Source organism: Alteromonas sp. ABH4_454 (assembly GCF_056311775.1).
In genome coordinates, this window is sequence record NZ_CM149972.1 from 3,289,937 (window position 1) to 3,304,544 (window position 14,608).

At 43.3% G+C, this 14,608-nt stretch carries 15 protein-coding genes; 8 read left to right on the forward strand and 7 right to left on the reverse strand.

Annotation, left to right across the window (positions count from 1 at the left end; genetic code table 11):
* Positions 1–16: 16 nt before the first annotated feature.
* A complete protein-coding gene (locus ACYX4W_RS14430; RefSeq protein ID WP_476073628.1) occupies positions 17–1,360 on the forward strand; it encodes an anti-phage deoxyguanosine triphosphatase in 1,344 nt (447 codons plus the stop codon).
* 64 nt (positions 1,361–1,424) lie between these two features.
* Here the strand turns inward: ACYX4W_RS14430 and ACYX4W_RS14435 are convergent, their stop codons facing one another.
* Positions 1,425–2,252: a hypothetical protein gene (locus ACYX4W_RS14435; RefSeq protein ID WP_476073629.1), complete on the reverse strand. Its 828-nt coding sequence runs from the start codon at positions 2,250–2,252 to the stop codon at positions 1,425–1,427.
* 298 nt (positions 2,253–2,550) lie between these two features.
* Here ACYX4W_RS14435 and msrP point away from each other — a divergent pair, with 298 nt between their 5' ends.
* Together msrP and ACYX4W_RS14445 are read left to right on the forward strand one after the other, a co-directional pair.
* Complete coding sequence (msrP, locus tag ACYX4W_RS14440; RefSeq protein WP_476073630.1) at positions 2,551–3,558, forward strand: protein-methionine-sulfoxide reductase catalytic subunit MsrP; 1,008 nt, start codon at positions 2,551–2,553, stop codon at positions 3,556–3,558.
* Positions 3,559–3,655: 97 nt separating this feature from the next.
* Positions 3,656–4,315, forward strand: a complete 660-nt coding sequence (locus ACYX4W_RS14445) for a protein-methionine-sulfoxide reductase heme-binding subunit MsrQ (protein WP_476073631.1) — start codon at positions 3,656–3,658, stop codon at positions 4,313–4,315.
* Between the two features lie 21 nt (positions 4,316–4,336).
* Here the strand turns inward: ACYX4W_RS14445 and ACYX4W_RS14450 are convergent, their stop codons facing one another.
* Positions 4,337–4,768: a YqaA family protein gene (locus tag ACYX4W_RS14450; protein WP_476073632.1), complete on the reverse strand. Its 432-nt coding sequence runs from the start codon at positions 4,766–4,768 to the stop codon at positions 4,337–4,339.
* A gap of 294 nt (positions 4,769–5,062) precedes the next feature.
* Here ACYX4W_RS14450 and ACYX4W_RS14455 point away from each other — a divergent pair, with 294 nt between their 5' ends.
* From ACYX4W_RS14455 to ACYX4W_RS14465, 3 genes are all read left to right on the forward strand, one after another.
* Positions 5,063–5,473, forward strand: coding sequence for a deoxyguanosinetriphosphate triphosphohydrolase (locus tag ACYX4W_RS14455; protein WP_476073633.1), 411 nt, complete (start codon positions 5,063–5,065; stop codon positions 5,471–5,473).
* A gap of 267 nt (positions 5,474–5,740) precedes the next feature.
* Positions 5,741–6,223: a YchJ family protein gene (locus ACYX4W_RS14460; RefSeq protein WP_476073634.1), complete on the forward strand. Its 483-nt coding sequence runs from the start codon at positions 5,741–5,743 to the stop codon at positions 6,221–6,223.
* Positions 6,224–6,313: 90 nt separating this feature from the next.
* Positions 6,314–7,579: a GGDEF domain-containing protein gene (locus ACYX4W_RS14465; RefSeq protein ID WP_476073635.1), complete on the forward strand. Its 1,266-nt coding sequence runs from the start codon at positions 6,314–6,316 to the stop codon at positions 7,577–7,579.
* A 28-nt stretch (positions 7,580–7,607) separates the two neighbouring features.
* Here the strand turns inward: ACYX4W_RS14465 and ACYX4W_RS14470 are convergent, their stop codons facing one another.
* Positions 7,608–8,231: a DUF6515 family protein gene (locus ACYX4W_RS14470; RefSeq protein WP_476073636.1), complete on the reverse strand. Its 624-nt coding sequence runs from the start codon at positions 8,229–8,231 to the stop codon at positions 7,608–7,610.
* 241 nt (positions 8,232–8,472) lie between these two features.
* Here ACYX4W_RS14470 and ACYX4W_RS14475 point away from each other — a divergent pair, with 241 nt between their 5' ends.
* A complete protein-coding gene (locus ACYX4W_RS14475) occupies positions 8,473–9,201 on the forward strand; it encodes an SDR family oxidoreductase (RefSeq protein ID WP_476073637.1) in 729 nt (242 codons plus the stop codon).
* Positions 9,202–9,562: 361 nt separating this feature from the next.
* Positions 9,563–10,327 (forward strand): DUF6174 domain-containing protein, encoded by a 765-nt coding sequence (locus ACYX4W_RS14480; RefSeq protein ID WP_476073638.1) that lies wholly within the window; start codon positions 9,563–9,565, stop codon positions 10,325–10,327.
* An 88-nt stretch (positions 10,328–10,415) separates the two neighbouring features.
* Here the strand turns inward: ACYX4W_RS14480 and ACYX4W_RS14485 are convergent, their stop codons facing one another.
* The 4 genes from ACYX4W_RS14485 to ACYX4W_RS14500 all read right to left on the reverse strand — a co-directional run bounded on the left by ACYX4W_RS14485 (position 10,416) and on the right by ACYX4W_RS14500 (position 14,460).
* The gene (locus ACYX4W_RS14485; protein ID WP_476073639.1) at positions 10,416–11,390 is read right to left on the reverse strand and encodes an NADPH:quinone oxidoreductase family protein; all 975 of its coding nucleotides are present in this window, start codon (positions 11,388–11,390) and stop codon (positions 10,416–10,418) included.
* Positions 11,391–11,464: 74 nt separating this feature from the next.
* Complete coding sequence (locus tag ACYX4W_RS14490) at positions 11,465–12,523, reverse strand: phosphotransferase family protein (protein WP_476073640.1); 1,059 nt, start codon at positions 12,521–12,523, stop codon at positions 11,465–11,467.
* Between the two features lie 9 nt (positions 12,524–12,532).
* A complete protein-coding gene (locus ACYX4W_RS14495; RefSeq protein WP_474856910.1) occupies positions 12,533–13,762 on the reverse strand; it encodes an acyl-CoA dehydrogenase family protein in 1,230 nt (409 codons plus the stop codon).
* An 11-nt stretch (positions 13,763–13,773) separates the two neighbouring features.
* The gene (locus ACYX4W_RS14500; RefSeq protein WP_474806347.1) at positions 13,774–14,460 is read right to left on the reverse strand and encodes a histidine phosphatase family protein; all 687 of its coding nucleotides are present in this window, start codon (positions 14,458–14,460) and stop codon (positions 13,774–13,776) included.
* Positions 14,461–14,608 lie beyond the last annotated feature (148 nt).

Here is a 14,608-nt window from a genome sequence, read left to right on the forward strand (position 1 = left end):
TGGCAGCGAGGTTTTTTTGGCAACAAGCGAATGGGAATTAGCATTACACGAGCGTCGTTTACCCCGAAGCGAAACACGAGACGGCGATCACCGTAATCCGTATCAACGTGATAAGGCACGCGTTCTTCACAGCGCAGCCTTTCGCAGGTTGCAGGCAAAGACCCAAGTGCTGGGTGTGGGCCTAAGCGATTTCTATCGCACGCGACTAACCCACTCTCTAGAAGCCGCCCAAATTGGTACGGGAATAACGGCGCAGCTTTGGGTAAAATTTCCAGATATTGCCAACACGTTGGCGCTTGACCCTACGTTAATCGAAACACTGTGTTTGGCTCACGATATTGGTCACCCACCTTTCGGCCACGGTGGTGAAATTGCCCTTAATTACATGATGCACCAATACGGCGGGTTTGAAGGAAACGGACAAACCTTTAGGATCATCACTCAGCTAGAGCCCTATACCGCCGAACACGGCATGAATTTATGCAGAAGAAGCGTGTTAGGCTTGGTTAAATACCCAAACTTTATTGATGCCCTTCATAGTAAAGAACCAACGCCCGAGCGCCCTGCTTCACTTCGTCAGGTAAAGGCCCACGACTGGCATCCGCCGAAGGGACTGTTTCGCTGCGACGAGCCCCTATTCGACTGGCTACTTGCGCCATTTAGCAATGAAGATAAAGATGCGTTTATGCAGTTTACTGCAAAACCGAATACCCACAGCAAAACGCAGTTTAAATCGTTCGACTGCTCAATTATGGAGCTGTCTGACGATATCGCCTATGGCATTCACGACTTAGAAGATGCCATTGTAATGGATATGGTAGACAAGCATCATTTTGTCGAGGATGTAACTACCCCGCTAAAAGCCCTTAATGTACCCTGGCTGTCAGACAATATAGAAGTGTTAACCAACAAACTATTTAGCGCAGTACATCACGAACGGAAAAATGCTATAGGTGCACTGGTAAATAGCTTTATCACAGCCATTGAAATAAAAGGCGTTGAGGGTTTCGCTCATCCATTACTTGCGTTTAACGCCGTGATGCCCGAACAATTTGCACAAGCCCTAGAGCTTTTTAAACGCTTTGTGTTTAACAAAGTAATCCGCCGTCCCGATGTGCAGCTTCTTGAATATAAAGGGCAGCTGGTAGTTATGGAGCTTTTTGAAGCTTTTGCATCGGATCCCGACCGCCTTCTACCTGAAAACACCCAAGAGCGCTGGCGTAAGGCCTGTGAGGACGACAATGGTATGCGCGTTCTCGCCGACTATATATCTGGCATGACAGACGAATTCGCCTCTCGCTTATACAGCAATATCTTTTCACCAAAACAAGGCGGCATTCAAGATAGTTTGCATATGTAAACTAAGCGACTAATTCTCCAATCATGCAGCAATATTTGTTTCTAGAAATAGCGTTGGACTTAATTTACAAATGAGTAGACGTACTTGCTAACCAAGGAAGGTTCTCAATTTCAATATAGCTGTACACTCTGTTGGTTAGCGATGCTGCTGGTATTACACCTTCATTTTCAAGTTGTTTGATCAAGCGCTTCGTACTTAACTCAAGGGATTGTGCGCGCATTTGATTATAGCCCACTGCCAAGTTTCTCAATAGCATCGCAATATCAATGCGCTCATCTAATACGCTTTCGGGATAGCGTTCGTGAAAGTTGAGAATTGCGCGATGCGTTTTTGCCATGAAAATTGTTTCTCTGGTAACCATCCCGTACATTTGAGCAGCTAAACTTCGCGTTGGCTGGTCTGTATCTCTAAAATGCCTCATTTGGACTTGATTAAAATATTCATCATTTGCATCAACCAAAGTGTCCAACGCTTTAAGGGTGTATTTAACTTTTTTATTTCCATAAAGCATACAGCTTAAAAAGTTTCGACGCTGCAACCTATCGTTCTTTAAATTTGCTTTGGCTTTTTCATACAGGTCGGATATATCTTCCAGAAAAAGTGGAGAAGTACCGTTAGCGATGTTCGCAGATAAAAATTGAAGAGCGAGTGAAGCGACTACCATATCGGGCAATTGCACGTTGGGGTCAGTTAATATGTTTTCAATTGCGCTAAGCGTAGAAGCTTCGCTCTGATTTGGGGTGCCCGAAATAATGGAGTGATATAGGGCTGAACTTTTATCTGAACTACGCTCGATAAAAGGAAATGCATCGATGTTGGATAATTCGTTAGCCCAACTGGTATTTGCCACATGGGCACACAAGACAACCACGGTTGCCAAGAGTATTTTCATAGGGTCCTTCCTTTGCTACTAACATCAACTTTCCTGTCTGATTTAAACCCTACTGCCATTATTACAGCATGTCAAAATCGAAGAGTTGTAACAGGGCTAAACTTTCTTGAAATTTTAATCCGAGTTCTAAGGTCTATTTTTATACGCATCTAAAACTTAATTACTGTGCGCTCGTATAAAAAGAAGTGGTAATACATCAATTACAGCTTAGTGCGCGCTAGAACATTCTCAAGTGTTAAACATACACAGAGAACCCATTTAGAAATGGCGTTTATTAACGGCAGATAAAGGTAGAGTAATGGCAAAACCATTTAAACCCTCGGTAAAATTAACTGATAATGACGTAACCAATGAAAGCGTTTATATGAATCGTCGATCATTGCTCAAATCCATGGGCTTTGTGGGAGCGTCTACGCTGTTAGCGAAATCGGCAGGCGCTGCCGGTTGGTTTTGGGAAGATGAGGAAGAAAAGGCTGCCTTTAAGGGAAAAGCACTGGAGTTTAGTCAGCCCCCTAAGTTTCAAATAGCGGAAACCCGAACGCCTGAAGATAAAGTCACCAGCTACAACAATTTTTACGAGTTTGGCACCTCGAAAGATGCGCCAGCCAAAAATGCGACTGAATTTCAAACTAATCCATGGACGTTGAAAATTGACGGTATGGTAAAAAAGCCCATTGAGCTTGATCACGATGCCTTAACCAAACGCTTTCCCTTAGAAGAGCGCATTTACCGTTTGCGCTGCGTTGAAGCATGGTCGATGGTGGTGCCTTGGATTGGGTTTGAGTTAGGGGCGTTGTTAAAACAAGCGGATCCGTTGATGTCAGCCAAATATGTAGCATTCGAAACCCTATACGACCCTGAGCAAATGCCTGGCCAACGAAGTCGCTTTACCGGTGGCGGTATTGATTACCCATATGTAGAAGGCTTGCGACTTGATGAAGCCATGCATCCGTTAACGCTTATGTCGGTTGGCCTTTACGGGACAACCTTGCCACCTCAAAACGGCGCACCTATCAGGCTTGTCGTACCGTGGAAATACGGCTTTAAGAGTATTAAGTCTATTGTACGAATTCGTCTTACCGATAAGAAGCCGCCTACCACATGGAATCGTCTGGCCGCTAACGAGTATGGCTTTTACGCCAACGTGAATCCAAACGTGTCACACCCAAGGTGGAGCCAAGCCAGCGAGCGTAGAATAACCACAGGTGGGCTACTCGCCAGAAATCGCATCGATACTCAAATGTTCAACGGTTATACCGAAGTCGCGCCATTATACAAAGATATGGACTTATCCCGTTACTACTAGCTGCTACTTTTTATAGGGCTACGAGCAAATAGCTAGCCCTTCTAACCAATATCTTATAACCGAAGCTATTAAACATTATTATTAAGTTGTTCATTTAATGCCGTTAAGAAAAAAACCATTTCGATTATCTATTTGGCAGCGTCGCAGTTTGAAGGGCCTTATTCACCTTTTCGCATTAGGCTACGTCGCTTGGTTGTTCTTTGCCGGGATCAACGACCAGCTTGGACCAGACCCCGTAAACACGCTCATTAATGAGACTGGAACTTGGGCAATTCACTTTCTTTTACTAACGCTTACTCTTAGCCCACTTGCAAAATGGCTACCAAGCCCAGAACCGATGCAATTCAGACGTATGATTGGCGTATACACCTTTGTGTACGCCTTTGCACACCTACTCACTTACATTGTGTTTGAACTCCAGCTTGATATGGCACTGGTGGCTAGCGAGATAGTAAGCAGGCCCTACATATTCGTTGGCATGGCTGCGTTACTTCTTCTTTTTGCTCTCACTGCAACGTCGTTTAAGCGCATCCAGCGCAACATGGGTAGAAAATGGCAAAAGCTTCATAACAGCATTTACTTGATACTGCCCCTTGCACTGCTGCATTTCAGCTGGTCGCAGAAAACGTTTTGGCAAGAGCCGGTTTGGTATTGGATGATTGGACTGATATTAATGAGCCCAAGAATGAAGCAGTGGTATGTGACGCACCAAAAGAAAAGCCAAAAAAAGTCGAGAGACAAAAACACAGTGGCGTGAGAAAACTAAGCCGAAAACCTTTTAAACAAGTACGTAAAGCAGCGCAGCATAACGCGCTGTTTTGCTAAGAGTTACCGCAAGAATAAAAAACCAAAGCGGACTTCTAAACACACCTGCCACTAGCGTAATAGGGTCGCCAATAATAGGTACCCAACATAAAAACAAGCTCCACTTACCCCACTTCGTAAATGTGTGGCTTGCTCGGTTAAACGCCGCTTCGCTCACTTTTAACTTATGTGTCGCAATTTCTTTTCCGAACTTGAAGCCCAACGCATAATTAACCACCGAGCCGAGTACATTTCCTAATGAAGCAACAATAAGCAACAACACCCAGCTCAACCCACTACTGTATAAAGCACTAAGCACAATTTCAGAACTAAAAGGAAATATAGTGGCAGCCAAAAATGCCGATAAGAACATCCCCAAGTAGCCTAAATGTATTAATGCGCTCAACGCTCCTCCAGCTTTATACAGTAGTGTTCTACATAAGATTCGCGCGCATCTTACCTCAATCCGCAACTGAATACCTGCTTCAGAACACAACAGCATAAAAAAACCATTATCTTTTATATAATTACTGAAAAACTCTCAAGCTGCGCAAAAAAAGTACAATTAAATGCTTGCCAAAGCCCTCTTTTTTAAATACTGTATACACATACATACTGTATATCTAATCAGCATTTATAAATAATCGTTTTCCATAAGTTTCTATTTGAACTTCAGAGCAAATACATAAAGGGTTTTACTATGAACACATCTTCAGTTTCACGATTCAATGCTTTGCGCGCTTCGGTTTCAAATGTTGTTCAACTACCTTTGCCTATAGAAGGGTTTCCTAGCGAAAAACAAGGTAATGGAAAAGGAAGTAAAGACAAAGGTTGGAACTATCTGCTTTCAAATACAGTGTCATTTTCGAAAACTGTAGATCACGCTATCCGTATCCAAAAGCCTGAAAAAGAAAAAATGCCAGAATGGATCAGTAAGCTTATTACGGGTGGCCAGTGTAAAACGCTTTATGTAGAAAACATTGATTTGGATTTGCAGCCAACGGATAGTGAGATGATCAGAAAGCTATGTGAACTTTACTCGGTCAGTCTGGTGAATGTGCGCGTTAACAGCATTAATGACGAGCAAAACGTTGCATTAGGCCCTTGGTAAAGTGTCGCCTCTTTATGCCTAAATTCCGCTTTTGCCGAAATCTTGCTTTTGTCGAAATATAGACACATAAGTAAAGTATATACATTTATTGTCCTACTCGCTTTTGTATGAACTCTTTGACATAGCTTTTTGGGCATAGCTTTTTTGGTATAGACCGCCATGGAAACATCGAGCATCGACAACATTTACGTTTAAAAAAGTTGGGGCTCACGCCACTTATATTTATACTGTAGCGCTTTGTTATACTCTTAAACCGCGAGTTGTCTTATGCGCTGTTACTGTTGCTCATCAAAACCCTTCAACGAATGCTGCGAGCCTTTTATTAAGGGTGTTAAATACCCTAATTCTGCCGAGCAACTTATGCGCTCGCGATTTTCAGCCTACGCTACAGCGCACTATCAATATATTCTGGAAACCTATACCAAAGAAAAGCAGCAGGGTCTTTCCGTAGAAGATTTGGCTCAAAGTGCGCAAGGTGCGACGTGGTTTGCGCTGAAAGTACACCCCACTCTAGCGGCTAACTCCAAGTCCAATACTGCCATCGTTGAATTCACTGCTTACTACTTTGAAAATAAAAGCATGTATCAGCTTCACGAAACGTCAAATTTCAATATTGAAGACGGTAAGTGGCGTTATCACGACGGTGTGTTACACGATGACTGCGGAAAAATTAAGTACGGAAGAAATCTCCCATGCGTTTGTGGTAGCAGCAAGAAATTCAAACAATGCTGCAGCCTTAAAAACCATTAATGTTTTAGTACATTGAAAAAGTTACTCTAGTAAGTTAATTGCTCTACACTAAAACGAGATGATGAGCACGTTGAGGAAAATAGCTAAAACATGATCAACACATTGTCGCTTCCGCTTTTTGTGACATCTAGCATCTGCTTGCTGATGAGCTTTTTCTTCGCTTTGCTTTATTATCGCTTAACTTTCCACCACCAAGAGCCTGTTAAGTACTATTCTCTATTTGCTCTTTCGGCTTTCATAAGCTCAATTTTCTTCGGGGCTTTTGGTGTACTGATCAATGCAGGTGAGAATCTTTTTGCTCTTAGTGTTTCAAATAGGCTTACCATTATTGGGGCTATGTTCACCTTAGTCACCAGCCTGCATTTTTATCTTGCTTTTTATAAGTACAAAGCTCCGTATTTATTGAAATGGTGTTATGTCGTTTGCGGAATATTTTCTCTTTTAACTGCTATACCTAGCCCCTATTTTTTAGGCAACGCCTTTTATGCTACGTCTAAATACTATACTGGGCTAAAGTACGGGCTACTTTTCGAAATCTGGGGTCTTTGGATCTTAGTATTGGGGTCATACTGCATATATATACTCGTTCGAGTTTTTGTCCGGCAGCGCTCAAGACTTGAGGACAGTGGTCCTATACTACTGTTACTTCTAGCTAACACTCTATGGCTTATCACCGGTATTGGCGATACCTTAACCGGTATCGAAATTATCGACCTTCCACCGCTCACATGGCTTGGCTCCTTTGTAGTTACCAGCTCCATTGCATGGGTTCTAGTGCTTCACATTGATGGGCTTTATAAAGAAAGACGTACGCTCAACAATCAATTGATGCACGATCATTTAACTCAGGCACTTTCTCGTAGCTTTATGGAAGTAAAGCTCAATGAGGCTATTTGTCAGATTAAAAATAGCGCTAAAAATCGATTAGCCGTATGCATATTTGATGTTGATAATTTTAAGAATATCAATGATAGCTACGGTCATTCCAGTGGTGATGTATTGTTGAAGAACATCACTCAGATTGTGAAAAAACATCTGAGTCCGAGTGACTGTATCGCCCGTTTGGGCGGCGATGAATTTGTAATCTTGTTTACCAGTGAGTACGCTTCTCTTAATGCTGATAATATTGTAGAGAGAATTCGCCAAGAAATTTCGTCTACAAAATTTGTTTCAAAAGAGCAAACATTTAGTACAACTTGCTCATTTGGGATAGTAAACATCTTATCTGGCATCGAAGTAACTGAAGACCCTGCACATGATATATTATCCATCGCTGACGAAGCGCTATACGCCGCGAAATTTAACGGCAAAGATACTATGAAAACATCGACTATAACTAGTTTTACTCGTGTTTAAAATGTGAGGGCTTAATCGGCTTTCAATTTTATAATTCAACCACCAAGTAACGAATTTGGCCGTTTACAGCCTGTGGCAGAAAAAACTGCCCATTGTATGTAAAATACTGAATTCCATTAATTTTCACCGTTTGCGCTTCATTCGGTAATTGGCTGTAGAAGTAGCCTGACACATATTGATTGTCATTATTCTGCTTTTTCAGTATGGGTTCACTTACCACCACATATCCATCGCCCGATTGAAAGTAATAAACGCCCTCCGCCGTAAAATATTTATCTCCCTCAAGGATAATTACATCAGGCTTTGATGGCAGTGTCTTAACCGTTATACCTATAGGAGGTTTAACTACTTGATAATGCCCGTCGAATTTACGATAGAACACCCCCTGATGGTAGCGATAAGCCACCCCGTGATAATGAATAACTTGAGCACTTTGGGGAACGTTGTTAGGTATGTGTCCCGGCTTGTAATTAGGTTTAGTTAGTACATTGGTGATAAGTGCTCCGATTCCAATTCCTGCTGCCACTGCTACCACGGCACCGCTGCCATGCCCACCAACCCGAATGTGCCCTCTCGCACCACCAGGTGAATGTGCACATGCTGTGATAAGTGATACCGACAAAACAGATACTATCGCTAATTTTAATTTCATATTGAAATCCCATTAGAATTGAAGTTGAACGGGTGCAAGACTATCGCTACTTTCTGTTCTGTTTGATTTCATTCGTTTGAGAAAATTCGTCAGTGACTTATCAAGTAATGTATAAATTGAGTAAAGCGTATGCCTTTGATTTAGTGTCTTCATGTCTAATCTTGTCTCGTGAACAATGTGATCCTTTACCTTTATTCCGGGGAAAGAATCTACTACTGTAACTAAATGGAGATTGAACATTATGGACTTACAAGGTAAGACAGCGCTTATTACAGGTGCAAACCGTGGGATTGGAGAAGCAACTTTACAAGCCCTTTTCGATAAAGGCGTAAGCAAGGTCTATCTGGCAGTACGCGATACTGAATCAACTACCCATCTTCATGACAAATACGCAGATAAAGTGGAAACCCTGCAAGTCGACGTTACTGACAAAGCGTCAGTAAAAAGCCTCGCTGACAAAGCAACTGATACTCACATTGTTATCAATAACGCAGGGATTATGAAGCATGAATCACCGTTAAGCGAGAATGCTGAAGACGCACTTCGTAGTGAGTTTGAAGTAAATGTGTTTGGCTTACTTCACGTTGCACAAGCATTTGAATCGACATTGGTTGCAAACAAAGGTGCCATTGTTCAACTTAATTCAATTGCATCAGTGAAAACGTTTGGCGACATATCAACGTACTGCGCATCTAAAGCAGCAACCTATTCGTTGACCCAAGGCTTACGTGAAAAACTATCTGAAAAAGGGGTAGCGGTCATTAGTATCCACCCAGGTCCTATTGGCACTGACATGGGTAAAAATGCGGGCTTTGATGATGCTCCGGGACCTGAAGTCGTAGCGAACGCGATAGCAGAAGCGCTAGAAAGTGAAGATTTTCATACTTTCCCTGATGACACAGCCAAACAAATTGGCGATGCATACGCAAATTTCGCGGAAAATATTATTTTAGGCGACATGTCTCTCTAATATCTAAAAATACGCCCCTTTCACGGGGCGTCGTTTTTGTGTGCTGCTATACCTTCCACATCTTTGGTCGTTTATATTCTTACTACACCAAAGCTGTCTTAGAACTTTAGGTAAAAAACCACTCAGTACATAAATTGCATCTGCCAGGAAGAAGCGCCCGCATGTGGCTTGAGGAATAACGCAGCGTCGCAACGTTCCTGAGTGAAACTGTTTACTTTTGCATCAATTACACTAATATAAATTTCAAAGCGGTTTTGTATTACGTGAAGTGCAAAGCCGCTTTTTTATTTCTAATTGTCACAACATTGCTGCGAAACCTATTATCGTGGCTAATTATGAAAAATAAAAAACAAGGAAGGTTATGACTAATATTTTACGTATTGCTGCGATGATTTCTGCTACTACGCTTTTGTTAGGTTGTGGTGGTAGCGATTCAAACGATGCACTCGACGACCTCAACGCTAATCGCGCAAAGTGGGAAAACGCGAACATCGACACTTATCAGTTTGAATATCAAGTTTCATGTTTTTGCACCGAAGAAACCACGCAACCTCGCTTAGTCTTGGTAGAAGGTAGTCAGGTCACCTCTCAAACTATTATTGAAGGCAATATTGCCTTACCCTTAGATGATGAAACTACAGAAAGCATTGATAGCTTGTTTCAACTTATTGCATTAGAAGAAAGCCGCGCAGAATCGCTAACGGTAAAATACGACCCTGAACTCGGCTACCCGACCGAAATTAGCGTTGATATCAACGAGCAAACAGCTGACGACGAATATACCCTAACAATTAGTAACCTTGTTGCCGAGGGCGATGTGGCCTGTACAGCAACGGTAGAAGATGGCCTCTTGCTTTCGGTAACAGATCAAACAACGCAAATGTCGATTGCATGTGGCGTTACGGCTACTGCAATGGAAGGCGCATATTCTGAAACTGTTATGGTTGATGATACGGATTGTGCAGATGACGGTTTGATTGCAATGCTTGACGAACGTCCTGGTTTTTACACCCTCACAGTACAAAAACAGGGTTATCAAGATTATCAGGTAGATAATTTAGGCATTGGTAAAGACTTGTGCCATGTGTTGACCAGAGAGTTCAACGTAGAGCTAGTTGCTGAATAACTATTGCTCAAAGATTCACGAAAAAAGCCTGAACCATAGAAGGGTCAGGCTTTTCTCGTTAAGTTGTCTTTTTATCAGACGTGTAGGATCAGGGCACAAGCACCATTTTGCCTTTCACCTCTCGGTTCATAACCTTCGCCATGGCTTTTGTGGCCTGTTCTAATGGCAACGCTTCATCAACTACTACTTTAACTTTGCCTTGCACGTACCAAGTAAGCAACTCTTGCATGTTCTCAGCAAAGCCTTTTGGATCGTGCTGAGTGAATGAGCCCCAAAATACGCCCATGACCGAATAACCTTTGACTAGGGCAAGATTGACTGGAAATTTAGGAATTTCACCGCCTGCAAAGCCAACCACAAGTAAACGCCCTTCCCACGCCATACTGCGACTACATGCGTGGAAGGTATCGCCACCAACGCATTCATAAACTACGTCAACACCTTTGCCGCCAGTCACTTCTTTCAGCGTCTCTTTTAGGTCTTTTTCTTTGTAGTTAATTAAAACGTCAGCACCATACTCTTTGGCAAGCGCCAGCTTTTCTTCAGTTGAACAAACGGCAATAACCTTGGCACCCATTATTTTGCCTATCTGCACAGCTGCTAAGCCAGTACCACCAGCAGCACCCGTTACAACCAAAGTTTCACCAGGCTGCAGCTTTGCCCGCTGTTTTAACGCATGATGGGCAGTCGCATGTGCAGTTACAAGGGCAGCCCCTTCGTTTACGTGAATGGGGTCGGGTAACGGCATGACATGCGTGGCTGGGATTAGCGCTTTTTCTGCATACCCACCTAAGTTAGAGAGCGCGATAACTCGCTGCCCTTCTTTTAGATGGCTTACTCCCTCACCTACTTCGCTTATAGTACCCGCCACTTCGTTACCTGGCACAAACGGGAAGTCTGGCTGCATTTGATACAGACCTTGCACCAACAACCCATCGGGAAAATTCACCCCAGCCGCTTCCACGTTTACGACTACATGCCCTTTTTTAACTTCCGGGTCTGCAACCTCCTTGAATTGAAGTTCATCAAGTGGCCCGAAAGATTCGCATACAATTGCTTTCATACTGTCTCCAGTTAACTTGTTCGACGTGCCCACCGTAAATAGCATGGCAAGTCATTAAATATGTTGTGTGGCGTTTATTCGCTTTGGTGTATGGTTTGGTTTGCAATTTGAGCGAGCGGTCGCACCATTGCGCCTAACTGCATTGCCTTTTCACTTGATGCATTGCCATCGTGAGCGCGCTTCACTACACCTTGTAAGATAGCCGCTAGACGGAAAAAGCTAAACGCTAAATAGAATGTCCAATTATTGATCGCGCCAATTCCCCTGCGTTTGCAATAGGCATCGATATACTCTTTTTCTGAAGGTATTCCTAACTGCTTTCTATCAAGCCCACCTAGACCAGCGGCGTGTGCAATGTCAGAAGGCAAACGCAGTTGCATACACTGGTAAGCCAAATCGGCGTAAGGATGCCCCAAGGTTGAAAGCTCCCAGTCTAATACTGCAGCCACCTGCGGTTTATCTGTATTAGACATATCGAACATCATATTGTCTAAGCGAAAATCGCCGTGAACTAAGGACACCTGGCCATCGTCTTCAGGCAAATTAGTTTCAAGATACTGAATAAGACGCTCAATCTCTTCGATATGCTCAAGTTCAGATGCTCTGTACTGCTTTGTCCACCTACTCAATTGTCGCTCAAAGTAGCTGCCAGGCTTGCCGTAATCACTTAAGCCAGCATATTCAATATCAACGCTGTGAAGCGCAGCAAGAACTCGATTCATTTCATCGTACATTGCACCGCGTGTTGCAGAAGACTCTACTTCCGGTAACGCGCTGTTCCAGAAAATGTCCCCCTCCACAAACGCCATAATGTAAAACATACTGCCGATAATGCTAGTATCTTCACATAAATGGTACGCTTTAGGCACTGGCACTTCTGAGCGCTGCAAGGCGTTAATAACGCGGAACTCTCTGTCTACTGCATGCGCAGATTTCAGTAACTTACCCGGCGGTTGGCGACGTAATACATAAACGCCGTTATCCGTAGTTAGCTTAAACGTAGGATTCGATTGTCCGCCTGCAAATTTATCAGCGCTTTCAACGTGCCCTACGCTCGGGCACGCAGTAGATAAGTATTCGTTAAGCACCGTTAAGTCTATTGCATGTGGAGCATTAGCTTTGTCGTTTGGCACACTTACTCCTTACGCGTTTTTTTCAGCAATTAAATTGCGTCCAAGCTGCATCATATGAACTTCATCTGGGCCATCGGCCAGCTTAATGGTGCGTGCATACGCATACATCGCAGATAGAACAAAGTCTTGACTGGTTCCGGCAGCGCCATGCATTTGAATGGCTTGGTCGATAACTTTACATGCCATTGTGGGCGCTACAATCTTGATAGCTGCAATCAAGTCTCTTGATACCTTATTGCCGTAGCGATCCATTTTGTCTGCCGCCTTCAATGTAAGCAAACGAGCCTGTTCAATATCGCAGTGCATTTGCGCTATGTTTTCTCTTATCGACTGCTGTTTTGATAAGGGCTTACCAAAGGCGACACGCTGTTCAACACGCTCACATGCCATGTCTAAAGCACGCTGTGCACAGCCGATAAGACGCATGCAGTGGTGAATACGACCCGGCCCTAAGCGACCTTGGGCAATTTCAAAACCACGCCCCTCTCCTAGCAATAAGTTCTCAGCCGGTACGCGTACGTCTTCAAACAAGACCTCAGCGTGGCCTACTGGCTCATCGTAGTAGCCCATCGCTGCCATGGGGCGCACAATAGTTACGCCTTTTGTATCCATTGGTACCAAAATTTGAGACTGCTGTTGGTGGCGAGGGGCATCAAAATCAGTTTTGCCCATTACCACCATTATCTTGCAGTTTTCGTTCATTGCGCCACTGGTATACCATTTACGACCATTTATTACGTACTCGTCACCATCGCGTTTAATAGATGTTTCTATGTTAGTCGCATCGCTAGACGCAACTGCAGGTTCAGTCATAGCAAAAGCTGAGCGTATTTCTCCGTTTAAAAGCGGCTCTAACCATTGCTTTTTATGCTCTTCGTTACCGTACTTGGCTAACACTTCCATATTGCCTGTATCTGGAGCGCTACAATTGAATATCTCCGCACTGAATAATACACGGCCCATTTCTTCGCAAAGCGGCGCGTACTCAGCATTTGTTAGACCTGCACCGTAAGGCTTGTATTCTTCAGGTAAAAACAAATTCCAAAGCCCCGCTTCTTTGGCACGTTGCTTTAGCGTGTGCATCATTTGCGGGGTTTTCCAACGACCTTCACCGTCATTGGCTGAGCCATTTTCTACGGCGTGAATGTACTCTTTCTCAATCGGATACACTTCTTCTTTCATAAACGCTTTTAGCTTTTCTAAAAGCGCTTGGGTCTTTTCATTATATTCAAAGTTCATAACTGCCCCATTTAGCTGTAGGTAATGGCGTGTAACCTGTCAATCACATCCAGGTGAGGTACGCTGTTGAAGTTATTTAGGTGAACACCTCGCGCATTGGCGAAGCATTGCGAAAAACTGGCATTGCGAATTTGTAAGTTCATATTCACAACGGTTTTAGAATCGTAGCCAAGGATGTGTTTGAGCATCATGGCAATAGCACCACCAGAACTAACGACCAGCACTCTTTTAGCATCTGTCGTTTTAAGATGAGCAAGCATAGAGTGAACTCGGTCTTCAAATTGCTTCCAAGTTTCATCTAGCAACTCGTGAGCAAGTTGATCTTCAGACCAGGCAATCATTGCTTTTTTAAGCAGGCGATAATATTCAGAGGGCGATGCCCCTTCTGGTACTTTTGCTTCAGGAAATCTTGTTAGATACGCTTTAGCTACCGCTTGAAAATTAAATTCATTAAGCGCGCTATGCACTGTTGCATCAGGCAATGAGTATTCGCTAGATGCTATACCTTTCGCAATGCCCTCTTTAGTTTCGTGATGGCGAACCATATCGCCAGAAAATACCGAATCGAACTGAATGTTTCGATGCTTAAAATAATCACCAAGCCAGATAGCTTGTTGCCCACCTAACTCACTAAGTTTGTCATAGTTCGCTTGCCCAAAAGATGCTTGGCCATGGCGTACTAAATAGATGTCTGTCATACCGCTGCCTGATGTTATGAATATGTTAACCAATTCAAATCACATACTAAGTAAAACAGCAGTATAAGTTTAATTAATATTTTGAATGAGTATGCATCATGTGAAACTATGAACCGGCCTTTTGTGATCATGAGGCAAACGTTTTGAA

Excerpts from the sequence above, each read along its gene's own strand:
- ACYX4W_RS14435 (WP_476073629.1), bottom strand. The coding sequence starts at position 2,252 with ATGAAAATACTCTTGGCAACCGTGGTTGTCTTGTGTGCCCATGTGGCA.
- msrP (WP_476073630.1), top strand. The coding sequence starts at position 2,551 with ATGGCAAAACCATTTAAACCCTCGGTAAAATTAACTGATAATGACGTA.
- ACYX4W_RS14445 (WP_476073631.1), top strand. The coding sequence starts at position 3,656 with ATGCCGTTAAGAAAAAAACCATTTCGATTATCTATTTGGCAGCGTCGC.
- ACYX4W_RS14455 (WP_476073633.1), top strand. The coding sequence starts at position 5,063 with ATGAACACATCTTCAGTTTCACGATTCAATGCTTTGCGCGCTTCGGTT.
- ACYX4W_RS14460 (WP_476073634.1), top strand. The coding sequence starts at position 5,741 with ATGCGCTGTTACTGTTGCTCATCAAAACCCTTCAACGAATGCTGCGAG.
- ACYX4W_RS14465 (WP_476073635.1), top strand. The coding sequence starts at position 6,314 with ATGATCAACACATTGTCGCTTCCGCTTTTTGTGACATCTAGCATCTGC.
- ACYX4W_RS14470 (WP_476073636.1), bottom strand. The coding sequence starts at position 8,231 with ATGAAATTAAAATTAGCGATAGTATCTGTTTTGTCGGTATCACTTATC.
- ACYX4W_RS14475 (WP_476073637.1), top strand. The coding sequence starts at position 8,473 with ATGGACTTACAAGGTAAGACAGCGCTTATTACAGGTGCAAACCGTGGG.
- ACYX4W_RS14480 (WP_476073638.1), top strand. The coding sequence starts at position 9,563 with ATGACTAATATTTTACGTATTGCTGCGATGATTTCTGCTACTACGCTT.
- ACYX4W_RS14485 (WP_476073639.1), bottom strand. The coding sequence starts at position 11,390 with ATGAAAGCAATTGTATGCGAATCTTTCGGGCCACTTGATGAACTTCAA.
- ACYX4W_RS14495 (WP_474856910.1), bottom strand. The coding sequence starts at position 13,762 with ATGAACTTTGAATATAATGAAAAGACCCAAGCGCTTTTAGAAAAGCTA.
- ACYX4W_RS14500 (WP_474806347.1), bottom strand. The coding sequence starts at position 14,460 with ATGACAGACATCTATTTAGTACGCCATGGCCAAGCATCTTTTGGGCAA.